The following is a 15528-nucleotide window of genomic DNA, read 5'->3' as shown; positions in this document are numbered from 1 at the left end:
CCGACAGGGCGCGTCTCTGGATCGCGGCGGCGGCTGTCCTTGCAGGATGCCTCGCCGGGGTCGCGGCCATGTATCTCATCGGCGTCGTCGCCTTCGAGGCGGTAGGTGAGCCGGTGATCGAGGCTCTGGGTCTTGAGGCGCGCTATGAGGATTTTCTGGGCTATGCCGAGGAGAACGGCGTGATGGCCCTTCTCGTCATCAATGTGACGCCGATCCCGCTTTTCGTGGCCGCACTGGGCGCGGCGGTGTCCGGCCTGTCGCCGGTCACGGTCTTTGCCGTGATCGCGCTCACCCGCGCCGCGCGCTATTTCGGTATTGCGCTGCTCGTCTGGCTGTTCGGCAAGCAGGTGCTTGAATGGCTCAAAATTCTCGAGGACCGGCCGCGCCTGCGCCTGGCGGTATGGATCGCAGGCATTGCCGCTGCCATTGCGCTGCTGGTCTTGCCGGTTCTGCTGTAATGAAAAATGGTGCCGCTAGAGTGAATTGAACACTCGACCTCTCCCTTACCAAGGGAACGCTCTACCCCTGAGCTATAGCGGCCTTCGGTGCGTGGCGGGCGGTGAGCCTGCCTGTCCGGAGCGGGGCGTATAGCCCAAGTTTGCGGCCGCGCCAAGGGTAGGCTTGACGTCTGTTGCAGGCGGGTGCATTCGCTTGGACCATGAGCAAGAAACAAGACCGGGGTTCCCGCCCGCCTAAAGGCTCCGACTCGCGCGAGGCGCGTCTGGCCGAAGCCCTGAGGGCCAATCTGCGCCGCCGCAAGGCCGCTGCCCGGCCTTCGGGCTCAAAGGCCGGAACCGATACGCCGCCGGAGGGCTAGGACGCGGGCGTTTCGCCTCCTACATGCCGTTCTCGCACCGCCTTCGTGCTTCGTAGCAGTCAGGACGTTTTTTCATGGATCGAATCGTCATTCGCGGGAAACAGCCGCTTTCCGGCACCATTCCGGTTTCCGGTGCCAAGAATTCAGCTCTGAAGCTAATGGCGGCATCCTTGCTGACGGACGGCGAATTGCTGCTGGAAAACATGCCCCGCCTCGCGGACACGCGCTTCATGGCGCACCTCTTGACCCATCTGGGCGTCGAGACAGAGGAGCAGGCTGGCAGCCGGCTGAGCCTGAAGGCCACGAACCTTTCCGGAACGACCGCGCCCTATGATCTTGTGCGCAAGATGCGTGCGACCTTCAACGTGCTGGGCCCGCTTCTGGCGCGTGAAGGCAAGGCGAAGGTCTCGCTGCCTGGTGGATGCGCCATCGGCGCCCGCCCCGTGGACCTCCACCTGAAGGCCATGGAGGCGCTTGGTGCGAAGATCGTGCTGGAGGAAGGCTATGTGCTCGCCGAGGCGCCTGCGGGAGGCCTGAAAGGCGGGAAGGTGATCTTCCCCTTTGTCTCGGTCGGTGCAACCGAGCACGCCATGCTGGCAGCCGTCCTCGCCCGCGGCACGACCCAGCTGGAAAACTGCGCCCGCGAGCCGGAGATCGCCGACCTTGCCAACTGCCTGAACGCCATGGGCGCGAAAGTGTCCGGTGCCGGGACGGGAACCATCACCATTGAAGGAGTGGCAAGCCTGAACGGCGCCAACTGGCCTGTCGTCGCTGACCGGATCGAAGCGGGCACCTACGCCATGGCGGCTGCGGCTGCGGGCGGGGATGTCACGCTGACCGGGCTGGTACCGTCGCATAATCATGCGCTGTGGGCCGACATGCGTGAGGCCGGTATCACGGTCGAGGAGGGTGAGACCTCGGTACGGATTGTGCGCACGGGCGCCTTGAAACCCGTCGACATGCAGACCGCTCCCTATCCAGGATTCCCGACCGATCTGCAGGCCCAGTTCATGGCCCTCATGTGCCTTGCCGAAGGCGCGTCGGTCATCCGCGAGACGATCTTCGAGAACCGCTTCATGCACGCGCCGGAGCTGACACGTCTGGGCGCGCGCATTGATGTGCGCGGCAATGAGGCCGTCGTGCGCGGGCCCGCGCCCCTCAAAGGGGCACCGGTCATGGCAACGGACCTGCGCGCCTCTGTCTCGCTTGTCATTGCCGGGCTGGCAGCGGAAGGTGAGACCATCGTTTCACGGGTCTACCATCTGGACCGGGGCTTTGAACGGCTGGAAGAGAAGCTGTCGGCCTGCGGGGCAGACATTCGCCGGGAGAAGGAAGGGGCATGAGCAGCAAACCCTTGCGCCTTATCGGCGAGGATGCAGGCGATATTGCGCCCGTGTCAGCCGCGCTCCAGGACGCTATCGCGCGGATGGGCGACCTGACATTTGAAGCGCGTGCCCGCCGCTTCACGGCCGTTTTTTCGCGCTATCGCTGGGAAGCCTCCCGGGGGCAGGGCGAGCGTGTGCGCTCGGCGCTGCAAGTAGGGTCTGTGCTATCGGTGAAGGCCATGCGCCTGCGCAAGGGTGCGCCCGATGCTTTCGTTTCACTGCTCTCGCTTGCTTTCGAGCCGTCGGGCGAAGCGGAGAACCCGGCTGGCACGCTTGTGCTTACATTTGCCGGAGGCGGCGCGCTGCGCCTGGAGGTGGAGTGCGTCGATCTGGTGCTGGCCGATGTGTCGGCCCCGTGGAAAGCGTCTGCGCGGCCCGACCATGGGGCGGACGATGATGCCGGAGCGCCGGCATGAGCGAGCATGCCCCGACCGACCGGCTGATCGCCATCGAACTGGATGCAGCCAGCATCGGCAAGGCGGAAGAGAACGTGGAACACGAGCGCCGTGTCGCAATCGCCGACCTGCTGGAATCCAACAAATTCCGTCCCGCTGATGGTCCCGGCGGTCCCTACCGGCTGCGCCTGGCCATCGAGGAACAGCGTCTGGTGTTCGATGTCAGCACCGAGGACGGCACGCCGGTTCGCCTCTTTGTCTTCTCGCTGGGTCCGCTGCGCCGGATCCTGAAAGACTATTTCCTGATCTGTGAGAGTTATTACGAAGCGGTGCGCGATGCCTCGCTCGCCCAGATCGAGGCGGTCGACATGGGCCGGCGCGGTGTCCACAACGAAGGCTCCTCGCTTCTGCGTGAGCGCCTTGAGGGCAAGATCGATGTCGATTTCGATACCTCGCGCCGCCTGTTCACGCTGATCTGCGCGCTGCACCGGAGAACCGCGTGAGCACGCCGGCTGTCGTGTTTGTGTGCGGACGCAATTCGGTCCGCTCTCCAATGGCGGAAGCCTTGTGGCGGGCGCGATTTGGCACTGACGCCTCTGTGCGCTCCTGCGGGATCGAACCGGCAAGCGTTGCCGATGGCTTCATGATTGCCGTGATGCGCGAGGCGGGGGCCGATCTTTCCGATTTCGAGCCTTGCGGGCTGGACGGCATTGTTCCCGGGCCCGGCACGCGCATTATCTGCCTGGCGCCGGAAGCCGACAGCGCTGCATCCGAGCTCGCAGCGAGCCATGGTGCACGTGTTGAGCACTGGCATTTCGCCGATCCAGCCGAGATCGAGGGTGGGCGCGAGGCACGCCTTGATGCCTACCGCGCCATCCGCGACGCGCTTAAAGCCCGGATCAATCTCCAGACCGTATGAGGTGAATCTGCCGCAAGGCTCGACGTAAGGCGGTTATAGGGACTATATACCCCGCCACACGCCGCGCCGCCGGGCCGATTCCGTCATGGCGACGGATTTTTTGCCGGCTGGATGCCAGACAAGAGGAGCTGCATGGCGAAGGAAGAATTGCTGGAGTTTCCCGGTGAGGTCACCGAACTCCTGCCGAATGCCACCTTCCGGGTAAAACTGGAAAACGACCACGAGATCATCGCCCATACCGCCGGCAAGATGCGCAAGAACCGCATCCGCGTGCTGGCGGGTGACAAGGTGCTGGTCGAGATGACCCCTTACGACCTGACCAAGGGCCGTATCACCTACCGCTTCAAGTAGGGTGCGCGTAGCCTCATGCCCGCAGACATGCGCCTTGTTCTGGCGAGTGCCTCGCCGCGCAGGCGTGACCTGCTAGCGCAGATTGGGTTCCCGCCCGACGCCATCGCCCCGGCTGATATTGACGAAAGCGAGCAGGCCGGCGAATTGCCGCGCGATCTGGCAGTGCGTCTGACGCTGGCAAAGCTTGCTGCCGCGTCGGGCCATGAAGGCGCATACGTGCTGGCTAGCGACACGGTAGTCGGCGTTGGCCGCCGCATTCTTCCCAAGACCGAAACCGAGGCGCAGGCACGAGCCTGTCTCGCACTCCTCTCGGGGCGCAATCACCGGGTATTCACCGGCGTTGCCGTGCGCGCGCCCGACGGGCGGCAGGGCCACCGGCTCTCCATGACCCGCGTCGCGGTGAAGCGTCTCGGCGCGGACGAGATCGAGGAATACATCGCCAGCGGCGAATGGCAGGGCAAGGCCGGTGGCTACGCCATTCAGGGCCGGTTCGGCGCGCATATCCTTCAGATCACCGGCAGCTATACCGGCGTAATGGGGCTTCCCGTCTACGAAACCCGCCAGTTGCTGACGGGACTTGGCTACAGACCAGAGGTGACCGGGCGATGAGAATTGTCGTAGCCGATCATGTCGGGGAGACGCGCGCAGCCCTGTTTGAGGGCGACCGCGCGGTCGAGCTGCATCTGGAGCGCTGGAGCGAACGCCGTTCGCGCGCCATTCGCGGCGAGATTTATCGCGGGCGGGTGCGGCGCATCGAAGCCCAGCTTAATGGCGCCTTCGTCGATATCGGGCGCGGCCCTGACGGTTTCCTCTCCTTTGGTGCGGCTGGCCGCCCGGCAGGGTTTCATGAAGGCGCCGCCATTGGTGTGCAAGTGGCACGCGAGGCCTTTCAGGAAAAGGGACCAACACTTGCCCTCTATGAGGTCGAAGCCGGGGATGCACCTGAAGCGCTGCTTACGGCTCCGCCGCTCGCCGAGCGCCTGTCTGGCCAGTTCGATGCACCGATCGTGCACGCCTCGAAGGCGGGCATCGATCTTGATGCCGAGTTTGAGGCCGCACTGGAACCACGCGTGATGCTTCATGGTGGGGGTCAGATCATCATCGAACCGGTCACTGCCCTGACGGCGATCGACGTGGATGCGGCGGGACGCACAGGCGGCAAAGGCAATTTTGCTTTTGATCTCAACCGGACCGCGGCGCGCGAGGCGGCCCGCCAGATACGCCTTCGTGGCATTGGCGGCGTTGTGGCCATCGACTTCCTGCCGTTGAAGAAGAAGGGCGACCAGACAGCCCTGGAAGCGACGCTGAAGTCCGGCTTCAAGAATGACCCGGCGAAGGTGGATATCGCACCTTCCTCGCGCTTTGCCAATGTCGAACTTGCCCGTCAGCGCCTCGGCCGCGCCCTGCACGAACAGATGTGGGAGCGTTTCGGCGTCGAGAGCGTGGAAACGGCAGCTCTTGCCGCCTTGCGCGCGCTGGAGGCCGAGGGCCGCGCCAACCGGGCAAGCCCGCTGGTCCTGGACGCCGGCAGCGAGGTGCATGACTGGCTGGCACGTGACCCGGTCGGCTGGAACAAGGCCATGGCCTCACGTCTGGGCGCCCGCTTCTCGCTGAAAGCCTCGGCGTCCCTGCCTGCACGTGGCTTTTCTGCAGTGAGGGCGTAATGGGACACAAGGGCAAATGCCCGATGTGCGGCAAGCCGGCGATCGTGGAGTACCGGCCCTTCTGCTCACGGCGCTGCAGCGATCTCGATCTGCAAAAGTGGCTCTCCAATTCCTATGCAGTGCCGGGCGAACCGGTTTCGCCGGAAGCCCTGCCGCCGGAGGACGGGGAGTAGGCACACTCTTCGTTCCCGGCTGAGGCGCGGCCAAGCTCTTGCCGCCTTGATGCTTCCGGCCTAATGTCACCAATGGTGACATTAGGAGCAGTGATCATGTCCATGTTCGAAGCCATCAAGACCCACCTTCAGGGAAGCGTGCCTTACGCGGCTTACACGGGGGTCGAGATTGTCGAGGTCGGTGCGGGAAACGCACAGGCGCGTCTTCCCCGCCGCGCAGAGGTGGAAAACCACATCCAGACCATGCATGCAGGCGCCATTTTCACGTTGGGTGAAGCCGCTTCCGGCGCCGCCATGGCGGGCTTGCTGTCGGAGCATATCTTCGCGATCCGCCCCGTGGCGGCCAGTGCGACCATCGACTATCTCAAGACTGGCAAGAGCGACCTCGTTGCCGACGCCCGCACGAATGTGTCTGTCAGCGATGCCGAACGCGCTTTGCTGGCCGATGGCAAGGTCGAATTTGCGGTGAATGTCGACATCACCGACGCGGACGGCAATGCTATCGCAAGAATGATGGTCAACTGGCATGTGAGGAAGACAGGCTGAACCCGTCAGTGAAAAGTCCGCGCCGGAGCTATCATCACGGCGAGGTGCAAAAGCAGGCTGTGAACGCTGCGATCAGCGTGTTGGATGCGGGCGGCGCAGACAGCATCACCATGCGCGAAATCGCGGCCCGCATCGGAACCGATCACCGTGCCCTCTACCGGCATTTTGAGGACCGGGACGGAGTGCTTCGGGCTGTGGCAGCGCGTTGCCTGGAAGATCTTCTCAAGGCCATGGAGACAGGCGGTGCCGGTCCGTCAGCGCTGCACGCGGATTTCGCGGTCTTTATCGGGTTTGCTCTGGAGTATCCGCACCGGCATCATCTGATGCTTACCCGATCACGCGCGCAGATCGATGCGGACCCTGAACTGGGACGGGCCATGCAATTGCTGCTGTCCAGGCTGATGCAATCGGCGCGCTCTGCGCTTGATGTCAGCGGAACCAGCCGTGACGCAGATGCAAAGGAACTCGCCTTCAGCGGGCTCGCCGCCGCCTATGGCCTGTTGACACTCGCCCAGACGTCCACGCTTGCGCCGCGTAGCCCGGACGCCCTGCGCGCCTTCCTGACACAGCAGGTCTTTGGTGTGCTTGACGGACAGATCCTGCGGCTGCAAGCGCCGGAACGGGCGGAAGCCTAAGCCGCTCCTGAGACCAGCACGTTAGAGCGTCACAGCCGCGCCCTTCCCGCCCGCGCCCTGCCACGCTAAACACCCGCCAGACATCCAGACGGAGGAAAGCGCCATGGCCGAAACTCGCAAATGTCAGGTTCTCGTCGTGGGCGGTGGTCCGGGCGGCTATCCGGCGGCCATCAGGGCCGGCCAGCTCGGGCTCGATACGGTCATTGTCGACAAGCACGGGCTTGGCGGCACCTGCCTCAATCGCGGCTGCATTCCCTCCAAGGCCTTTATTCACGCCGCCTCCAAGTATGAGGAAATGGCCGGGCATGTCGGCGATGGTGCGCTTGGCATATCGCTCAAAAGCGCGCCGGAGCTGGATATGGCGGGCGTCACCGCCTGGAAGGACACAATTGTCGGCAAGCTGACCAAGGGCGTCGGCCAGCTTCTCAAGGGCGCCAAGGTGGAAGCGATTTCCGGCTGGGCAACATTCTCTGACGCCAAGACCTGCACGGTCGAGATGGAAGATGGAAAGACCCTCACCATCGAGGCGGAGAATGTGATCCTGGCAACCGGTTCAAAAGAGACCGAACTGCCCTTCATGCCGTTTGGCGGTCCGGTCATCGGATCGACAGGGGCGCTGGAACTGACCGAACTGCCGGAAAAGCTGGTTGTGGTCGGCGCGGGTTATATCGGTCTGGAGCTCGGCATCGCGTTTGCCAAGATGGGCTCGAAGGTCAGCTTCGTCGAAGCCTCCGGCGGCATCCTGCCGCTTTATGATGGCGAGATCACCCGACCCATCACCCAATGGCTCAAGCGCCACGGAATCGACGTGCATCTCAATGCCCGCGCCAAGGGCGTGGAGGAAAAGGACGGCAAGACCCATCTCGTCTTCGAGGATGAATCCGGCAAGCCGCACCAGCTCGAAGCCGACCGGATCCTGGTGGCCGTCGGGCGCAAGCCGGTCACCGAAGGCTGGGGCCTTGAGAATATGGGCCTCGATATGGACGGGCCGTTTGTGAAGATCGATGACCAGTGCCGCACGCCCATGCGCGGTGTCTATGCGATTGGTGATCTGGTGGGCGAACCCTTGCTGGCCCACAAGGCAACTGCCCAGGGCGAGCTCGTGGCCGAAGTGATTGCCGGGCATCGCCGCCGGTTCGATCCGAACGCCATCGCAGCGGTGTGCTTCACCGAGCCGGAAGTTGTGGGTGTCGGTCTTACCCCCGATCAGGCGAAGCAAAAGGGCGAGAGCGTCATTACTGGCAAGTTTCCGCTGGCTGCTTCCGGGCGTGCGCTGTCAATGGAGGGCGGCGCCGATGGCGGATTTGTGCGTGTCACCGCGCGCGAAAGCGACCATGTGGTGCTGGGCATCCATGCCGTCGGCAAGCATGTCAGTGAGCTCTCGGGCGAGTTTGCGCTGGCCGTCGAAATGGGCGCGCGTCTAGAGGATATCGCGGGCACGATCCACGTGCACCCGACCCTGACGGAAGGCTTTGCCGAAAGCGCCCTTGCCGCTCTCGGCCATCCCATTCACATCCCGGCCTAGGGCGTATTCCATCATTCCGCGCGATATCGGAATGCTCTCCGGGGGTCCCGGGCTTGAACCGGGACCCATCTTTCCCGTCGGCCAAATTTTCCATGGATCCCGGCTCGAGGGCCGGGACCCCGGTACGTCCAATATGGCCTGGTCAGGCCGCTTTGCGGCAGGCAGCGCCAATCTTTCCCTAGAACCGTGCGCCCACCCGCACATAGGCCACCCGCCCGCGCGGATCATGGGCCTTGGTGTCATAGCCGAGCGGTGTCGGCACGAAGGGCGGGGCCTCATCGGTGATGTTGAGCGCGCCGGCGGTGAGCGTCACCGCTGTGCCTGCCATGGCGAGGGTGTAGCGGGCCTGAAGGTCGAGAACCGTCCAGCTGTCCACATTGCTGCCTGCCCCCTCATCATTGCGGTATCCCGCAATATGGCGCACGCCGGCGCGGGCGCCGAAGCCTCCGGACGTCCAGTCGAGCCAGGCACTGGCGCGCCAGTCCGGCACGGACCGGGCAAAGTTTGTGAAATTGCGGCTGCCGAGCGCATCGATTTCCCGGTTCAGGACCGGGTCGACGATCGAGAACTCGCCGATCCAGCTTATGTCTGTGCCCCAGCTGACCGTGCCTGCACCAAGCTCCAGCGGGTCGCTGCGTAGGGCGAGGTCAAGCCCTGAAGCCTCCACGCGCGGCGCATTCACGAAGGCGGCCCGCACCAGCACGACATCGCCGGCCGGTGACAGCTCGATGCGCGGATCGTCAAACTGGCCATTGTCGGCAAGGTCAGCCGCGATGATCGCATTGGCCGCCTCGCGTACGATCAGGTCTTCATAACGGACCTGCCAGACATCCATGGTCGCGTTCAGCCCGGCAAAACGTGCAGAGATGCCCGCCGAGACCGTATCGGCGCGTTCAGGATCAAGGTCGGGATTGCCGACCGTGCGCACTGGGCGGAACAGTGCCTGCGTGCCGATGGTCAGCGACTGCAAGGTCGTGGTGGCCGAGACTTCCTGATGTAGCGAGGGCGCGCGATAGGAGCGCGACCAGGAGGCACGCAAGGTCACGGCGTCGTTTACATCAAAGGCCGCCGCGATACGCGGATCGGTGGAGGAGAAATCGCCCTGGCGTTCATGGCGCGCGGCCAGTTGCAGCCGCAAGTTTTCCGTTACCGGCACAATGGCGTCGGCAAAGAGCGCTGCCGCATCGCGATCGCCTGAATAATCCGGCCCGCCGACGATGAAGAGGAAGTTGTCGGCGTTGAAATCATCGCCGTGGTTCACTGCATAGGTTTCCCGGCGCAGATGCGCCCCGAACGCCGCGGAGACAGGCCCTGCCGGCAGGGTGACCAGCGCATCGGTGGCAAAGGTGAACTCGCCTGTCACCAGATCGGCGTGCGAGGTGCGGATGTTTTCGCCAATGATGTAGTCGATGACTGCCGGGTCATTATAGCGGGGATCTGACGGGTCGGTGACGAGGCCGCCAGACCCGAACGGGTTGAAGTAGGAACAGCCCTGACCGGCATCACCCGGCGCCACGCCTTGCCCGGGCGCCCGAACCGGGCAGTTCGCTCCGCCAAATCCCAGGATCGCGGCATTGAAATTGTCGGCCAGCGTATCGGTGATCGTGGCGCGCAATGTGTTTCGCGACCAGGTGATGTCACCGCTGAAGAGCCAGCCACGACCGCCTGCCTCGAAATCATGTTCCAGCCCTGCCTCGATACGCCAGGTACGGTGTTCGAAGCTGCGCCGGGCCGCACCGGCACGTTCACCCAGCGGCCGGCCAAGCCAGACGACGTCGCGGCCGAACGGGTTTGCCGGATGGTTCTGCGAGATGGTGGGGAAGCGCAAATTGGCCAGCGAGGGCGAATTGCCACGCTCGACGTCCTGCGCCGTGCCGGCAAAGCGAAGCGCAAGGCGTGTATCGCCGAAATCACCGGTCAGGGCGGCAAAGCCGGACAGGCGTTCCTCATCGGTAAGCACGGAGAAGAACTGGCCGAAATCGAGCCCGCACGAGCCGATCTGGCCAAAGGGTGTTTGCGCGCCGGTGGCGAGCGGGCGTCCGCCTGCCGCGACGCAATCAGGATCGAGGATCGGGGCCGGGCCGCCGTTGGCGTTGGTCACTTCAAATCCGCCGCCGGGGGCGAGGATGTAGAACGAGCCCGGCTGGCCGAGCGATGACAGGCCTGTACCTGGCGCGAAGGGGGTTTCAAACCCCTCCAGCCCTTTGCGGTCGAACCACTCCACCGCGCCCGTGAGATGCCAGTTGCCAAACCCGTGCCCGGCGATGGCGCCGAGTGTGTATCCGGCGCCGGAGCCGGAAAACTCGGTGGGGCCACGCCATTCGGCAAACGTCTCAAGGCCGTCATAGCGGTCACGCGTGATGACGTTGATGACGCCTGCGACAGCGTCTGCGCCATAGACCGGGGAGGCGCCATCGCGAAGTATCTCCACGCGCTCCACCGCGAGCGAGGGGACCAGCGCATTGAAATCGACAAAGCTCGACCCGTCATCGGCGGCGACGCTGGCAACCGTCTGGCGCTGGCCGTTTACCAGCACCAGCGTGGCGCCAAGGCCGAGGCCGCGCAAATTCACGCTCGACGTGCCTGAAGTGTCGTTCTGCGTACCAGGGTCCTCATTGAACTCGGAGCCCGTCACAAAGGTCTGGAAGACTAGCGCCTCGCCCACGCGCGAAAAGCCCGCCGCATCTATTGCCTCGCGGGTGATCTGGCTGACCGGACGGTCCGCCTCCAGCGCGCCTGGCGCGCGGCCACCGGTGACCACAATCGTCTCGCGGGTTGCCGGTGTTTCCTGCGCAAGCGCGGTTCCTGCAAATGCGCACAGCGCCGTGGTGGCCAGCAAGGGGCGGACAAGCATCTTCATGGGAGGAGCCTCTTCAAGGCGGAACGGGTCGGGGAGAGCCGGTTAACAGGGCAGGGACGTGCGGGCAAGCGGTGACGCGCGTTTACATAGTATGACGCGTTCATGTGCAAAGGGTGCGCGCCAGATGCGCCAACCCCCATGGACAGGGGCAAAAACCGGTCCTATAAACCGCGCTCTCCGGTTCCGGAGTGTGCCCAGGTAGCTCAGTTGGTAGAGCAGCGGATTGAAAATCCGCGTGTCGCTGGTTCGATTCCGGCCCTGGGCACCACACAAACCCTTGTAAAACTGAAGCTTTTCGACAGACCTTGCTCTAGGTGGCTAGGCTCTATGCTTGCTGCACGATGCGGCACGGGCACAAGCAATTACAACGGGTTACGGATGCCCCCGGCAGCTCCATGCTGCACGGCTAGCGTGATGTGGAGCTCTATCGAACCTCAAACTGATGACCGTCTTGCTGCCAAGAAACGCGTTGATCCAAGGCCGCTAACTACTGGTCGTTTTTAGATTGCACACATACAGAGATTGTGCCACGGTCATGGTACGCGCGATGTTGGAGGCCCGGCTATGATTATGGTGACCGTTCACCCCATCGTTTTGGCAGTTTCAATTGCTGTCTCTTCTCAGTCGGGAAGCTCTACGACTGAGACTTATGTGTATGACGCTCGCGGGCAGCTGGTTGAAGTTCAGCGCTCAGGCGGCGCTCCAAATGGTATCCTGACCGAATATGAGTATGACGCTGCTTACAATCGCGTTCGTAAAAAGGTGACCGGAGCCTGAGGAAGTGAGCTATTCGTGCTGAGCTCGTCGACCTGCGCTTAAAGCCACAACTATAAATCGAATTTTCTAATTGAATAGCCGGAGATTGTTGCAATGAATAGCACACAGACGGGGTCTTCGGAGCTTCAATCGAACAGGACTGCCCCAGCTGGCCGACACGAGCGCCGGTGGGTGTCATGGCTTGCTGCAGCCGTGGCTATGTTCCTATCCGTGGCTCTCGCTCATCCGGTAATTGCCCAAACCTACGAACCGCCACCGGTCTTCACAGCTATTGATGATCGCGGCGTCGACCTGATCAACGGCAGCTTTGTTCCGTCAACACCGCAGATTTCAATCGGGCAGCCAGGCAGCGGCGGTTTGAGCTACTCCGTGGCGCTTTATGGACCCGGTTGGTATGAATGGCGCCAGAGTGTGGTCGGGATCGTATTTGCCATCGGCACCACGCGGACAGTCAGCATTGGCAGTACTTCGGAGAGCTTTACGCAATCCGGTTCAGTGTTTGTATCAGACCAGGGCACCGGGTCGACCCTGACGTTTGCTGGCGGCATTTATACCTACACTTCGCGTGACGGCACGGTGATGACCTTCGCGCAGGACCTTGCCACAATGCAGCCGCCAGAGAACCAGGGCCCCGCCTACGGCTTTGGAGAGGCTGACGGGTATCTTACCCGTATCACCTATCCGCATGGCGAAGACGTGCGGTATCATTATAATGCGATGCCGGCATCACGGGTGGTATGGGAAGGTGGCATACCGGTTCTGGTAGACGATGGTTATCTTGTCCGTCTGGCAGGGATATCCAATAACTTTGGTTACCAGCTTTACTTCGAATATGCGCTTCAGGCGGTTTTCGCGCCGCCCTATGATGGCTGGAACCAGGTCGTTCAGGTTACGGCATTCAACAGCACGGTAGATTACTGCCTGCCGCCTGTGCCGACCGTCCCTTATAACCCGTTTCCGATTACCTGCAGCTTCACACAGGACTGGCCAAGCCTGAGCTTTGGGCATGCTGGAAGCATTGTCACTGTCACGGATAATCTGAGCCAGACATCGAGGTTCACGTTTTCGGCGGGCCGGGTCACCGGCGTGCGGGCCCCCGGGTCAATGTCAGATGACGTGACCTATGCCTATGGCAGCTCTGGCACGTCTGCTGGCCGGATAACGTCGGTGACGTTCGGTGGGACGCAAGTCTGGTCCTATGGTTACACTGAAGGTGGCGGTAACCGCACCACGACAGTGACAAGTCCGCTCAGCGCCACCGAGAGCCTTGTTTCGGACCTCTCGACCGGCCTGCCTGTATCAAGCACGAACGGTGTCAGCCAAACAACGAGTCTCCTTCACGATGCTTATGGCCGGGTGACGCGAGTGACCTACCCGGAAGGAAATCAGGTCCGCTACACCTACGATGGGCGCGGCAATGTCACCGAGGTGCGCCGTGTGGCCAAGCCGTCTACCGGACTGGCTGATCTGGTGACGAGTGCCGGTTATCCTGCGACCTGCACTAATGTGGTCACCTGCAATCAGGCGTCCTGGACAGAGGATGCGGGCGGAAACCGGACCGATTACACCTACGATTCGACCCATGGGGGCGTGTTGACCGTAACATCACCTGCTCCGTCGGGATCGGGTGACCGTCCCCAAACGCGCTACAGCTATTCCTCGCTCTACGCCTGGTACAATCAGGGCAGTGGAATTGCACAGGCGCCGAGCCCTGTCTGGCGCCTCACCCAGGTCTCAGCCTGTGCGAGTGGAACTTCGCCTTCTTGCGTCGGCACGGCCAACGAAACGCGCACCACTATCGGATACGGTTCTGCCAGTGTTGCCAATAACCGGTTGCCCGTCTCCACAACTGTGGCTGCTGGCAATGGCACGCCCACATCCACCATCAGCCGGGCCTATGACATTTTTGGCAATGTGACCTGGAGTGAGCCGGCGGTTGGAGGGGCGTCCGCACGCAGCTATTACTTTTACGACGCGCTGCGCCGCCCTGCCGGTGTGATTGGACCTGACCCTGACGGTGGCGGAGCGTTGCTGCGCCAGGCAGCACGGATCGGCTATACTGTAGCGGGCCAGGAATCTTACGTGGAACGCGGTACCGCGACCGGCACCAGCGTGTCCGACCTTGCGTCGATGACAGTTATCGAGCGTCAGGAGACCGAGTATGACGCGCTGTACCGGCCTGTCGCTGCACGGCTGAAGTCCGGAGCGACGATACTGGCATTGCAGCAGGTGAGCTATGATGCGTCCGGCCGGTTGCTGTGTTCAGCGGTGCGCATGAATCCGGGTGTGTTCGGATCGCCGCCCTCGGACGCGTGTACGCTCGGTACAACGGGGACACAAGGGCCCGACCGGATCACCCACAACACCCGCAATGGTGCCGGGCAGATCACCGAAATTCGCAATGGCTACGGCACGGCAGAAGTGGGTGTTGATGCGCGCTATGCCTACACGGCAAATGGCCATGTGGACTATGTGCGCGACGGGGCGGACAACCGCACGACCTATGTGCGTGACGGTCACGACCGGCTCTACCAGATACAGTATCCCGTCACGACAACCGGCAGCAATGCCAGCAATAGCGCCGACCGGGACCAGTTCACCTATGACGCAGCAGGCCGCCTGGCCACTCATCGCCTCCGGTCGGGCGACGACATCACCTACGCTTACGACAATCTGAACCGGATCACGGCGCGTAACGCGCCTTCGCCCCAGCCGGACATAACCTACACCTATGATCTTCTGGGCCGCGTGCTTCAGGCGAGCCAGACTGGCGGTCACACCCTCACCTACACGTATGACGCTCTCGGTCGGAACCTCACCGCCGTCACCCCTCAAGGCACGGTGAGCTATCAGTACGATGCTTCGGGCCGGCGCACCCGCATGGACTGGCCGGACGGGCTGTATGTGACGTATGATTATGCCATGACGGGTGCATTGACGCATATCCGCGAGAACGGGGCTGGTTCCGGCATCGGGGTGCTAGCGGCCTACGCTTATGACAATCTCGGCCGGGTGACGTCTCTCACGCGCGGCAATGGTGTGGTGACGGGGTTTGACTATGATGCGGCGGGCCGGCTTGACGAGCTGACGCAGGACCTCAGCGGGACAGATGACGATCAGGCGCTCACCTTCACCTATAATGCTGCCGGCCAGATCGCATCGCGCACCATGGCCAACGACATTTACGCCTTTGCTGGTCACACCAACCAGGATGTGACGATCACGGTGGATGGTCTGAACCGCTTCCTCTCCGGCGGGGGTGTCACGTACTCATACGACAATCGCGGGAACATGACCACTGATGGCGTGCGGTCCTATGCCTATGATTTCGACAACCGCCTGACGAGCGTTACTGGAGGGGGCGGCGGAGACGTCTCGCTCAGCTACGATCCGGCAGGGCGTCTCTATCAGACGGCGCAAGTGTCGGGCGCGACGACGCGCTTCCTCTATGATGGCGCGAACCTGATCGGCGAGTATGACG

At 62.9% G+C, this 15528-nt stretch carries 16 protein-coding genes and 2 tRNA genes; 16 read left to right on the top strand and 2 right to left on the bottom strand.

The window, feature by feature from the left end; all coding sequences use genetic code 11:
* The coding region (locus ACTS2Z_RS04675; RefSeq protein ID WP_442572064.1) for a YqaA family protein at positions 1–458 on the top strand (458 nt) is incomplete at its 5' end.
* Between the two features lie 7 nt (positions 459–465).
* Here the strand turns inward: ACTS2Z_RS04675 and ACTS2Z_RS04670 are convergent.
* Positions 466–540, bottom strand: a tRNA-Thr gene (locus tag ACTS2Z_RS04670).
* 118 nt (positions 541–658) lie between these two features.
* Between ACTS2Z_RS04670 and ACTS2Z_RS04665 the strand changes: the two genes are divergently transcribed.
* The 12 genes from ACTS2Z_RS04665 (at position 659) to lpdA (ending at position 8410) form a co-directional block, all read left to right on the top strand.
* On the top strand, positions 659–817 hold the full coding sequence (locus ACTS2Z_RS04665) for a hypothetical protein (protein WP_442572063.1): 159 nt from the start codon (positions 659–661) through the stop codon (positions 815–817).
* 74 nt (positions 818–891) lie between these two features.
* Positions 892–2160, top strand: coding sequence for a UDP-N-acetylglucosamine 1-carboxyvinyltransferase (gene murA, locus ACTS2Z_RS04660; protein WP_442572062.1), 1269 nt, complete (start codon positions 892–894; stop codon positions 2158–2160).
* On the top strand, positions 2157–2618 hold the full coding sequence (locus ACTS2Z_RS04655) for a DUF2948 family protein (protein ID WP_442572061.1): 462 nt from the start codon (positions 2157–2159) through the stop codon (positions 2616–2618). Before murA ends, ACTS2Z_RS04655 begins: the two co-directional genes overlap by 4 nt.
* A complete protein-coding gene (locus tag ACTS2Z_RS04650) occupies positions 2615–3100 on the top strand; it encodes a UPF0262 family protein (RefSeq protein WP_442572060.1) in 486 nt (161 codons plus the stop codon). Before ACTS2Z_RS04655 ends, ACTS2Z_RS04650 begins: the two co-directional genes overlap by 4 nt.
* Positions 3097–3516: an arsenate-mycothiol transferase ArsC gene (locus ACTS2Z_RS04645; protein WP_442572059.1), complete on the top strand. Its 420-nt coding sequence runs from the start codon at positions 3097–3099 to the stop codon at positions 3514–3516. Before ACTS2Z_RS04650 ends, ACTS2Z_RS04645 begins: the two co-directional genes overlap by 4 nt.
* Positions 3517–3648: 132 nt before the next feature.
* Positions 3649–3867 carry a translation initiation factor IF-1 gene (infA, locus tag ACTS2Z_RS04640; protein WP_019961978.1) on the top strand — a complete coding sequence of 73 codons (219 nt, stop codon included), beginning with the start codon at positions 3649–3651 and terminating at the stop codon, positions 3865–3867.
* A 15-nt stretch (positions 3868–3882) separates the two neighbouring features.
* A complete protein-coding gene (locus ACTS2Z_RS04635) occupies positions 3883–4476 on the top strand; it encodes a Maf family protein (protein ID WP_442572058.1) in 594 nt (197 codons plus the stop codon).
* Positions 4473–5531: a ribonuclease E/G gene (locus ACTS2Z_RS04630; protein WP_442572057.1), complete on the top strand. Its 1059-nt coding sequence runs from the start codon at positions 4473–4475 to the stop codon at positions 5529–5531. Before ACTS2Z_RS04635 ends, ACTS2Z_RS04630 begins: the two co-directional genes overlap by 4 nt.
* On the top strand, positions 5531–5704 hold the full coding sequence (locus ACTS2Z_RS04625; RefSeq protein ID WP_442572056.1) for a DNA gyrase inhibitor YacG: 174 nt from the start codon (positions 5531–5533) through the stop codon (positions 5702–5704). Before ACTS2Z_RS04630 ends, ACTS2Z_RS04625 begins: the two co-directional genes overlap by 1 nt.
* Before the next feature lie 96 nt (positions 5705–5800).
* Entirely contained in the window at positions 5801–6250 is a 450-nt protein-coding gene (locus ACTS2Z_RS04620; RefSeq protein ID WP_442572055.1) for a DUF4442 domain-containing protein, read from the top strand.
* Between the two features lie 59 nt (positions 6251–6309).
* On the top strand, positions 6310–6885 hold the full coding sequence (locus ACTS2Z_RS04615) for a TetR/AcrR family transcriptional regulator (RefSeq protein ID WP_442572054.1): 576 nt from the start codon (positions 6310–6312) through the stop codon (positions 6883–6885).
* Between the two features lie 103 nt (positions 6886–6988).
* The gene (lpdA, locus tag ACTS2Z_RS04610; protein ID WP_442572053.1) at positions 6989–8410 is read left to right on the top strand and encodes a dihydrolipoyl dehydrogenase; all 1422 of its coding nucleotides are present in this window, start codon (positions 6989–6991) and stop codon (positions 8408–8410) included.
* Between the two features lie 178 nt (positions 8411–8588).
* Here the strand turns inward: lpdA and ACTS2Z_RS04605 are convergent, their stop codons facing one another.
* The gene (locus ACTS2Z_RS04605) at positions 8589–11270 is read right to left on the bottom strand and encodes a TonB-dependent receptor domain-containing protein (RefSeq protein ID WP_442572052.1); all 2682 of its coding nucleotides are present in this window, start codon (positions 11268–11270) and stop codon (positions 8589–8591) included.
* Between the two features lie 192 nt (positions 11271–11462).
* Between ACTS2Z_RS04605 and ACTS2Z_RS04600 the strand changes: the two genes are divergently transcribed.
* The 3 genes from ACTS2Z_RS04600 to ACTS2Z_RS04590 form a co-directional block, all read left to right on the top strand.
* Positions 11463–11538 (top strand) — tRNA-Phe (locus ACTS2Z_RS04600).
* A 296-nt stretch (positions 11539–11834) separates the two neighbouring features.
* Positions 11835–12047, top strand: coding sequence for an RHS repeat domain-containing protein (locus ACTS2Z_RS04595; protein WP_442572051.1), 213 nt, complete (start codon positions 11835–11837; stop codon positions 12045–12047).
* Between the two features lie 357 nt (positions 12048–12404).
* On the top strand, positions 12405–15528 hold a 3124-nt coding region (locus tag ACTS2Z_RS04590), incomplete at its 3' end, for a hypothetical protein (protein WP_442572050.1).

The organism is Glycocaulis sp. (assembly GCF_052168375.1).
Lineage (GTDB): Bacteria > Pseudomonadota > Alphaproteobacteria > Caulobacterales > Maricaulaceae > Glycocaulis.
This window is presented reverse-complemented; position numbering and strand designations above follow the sequence as displayed.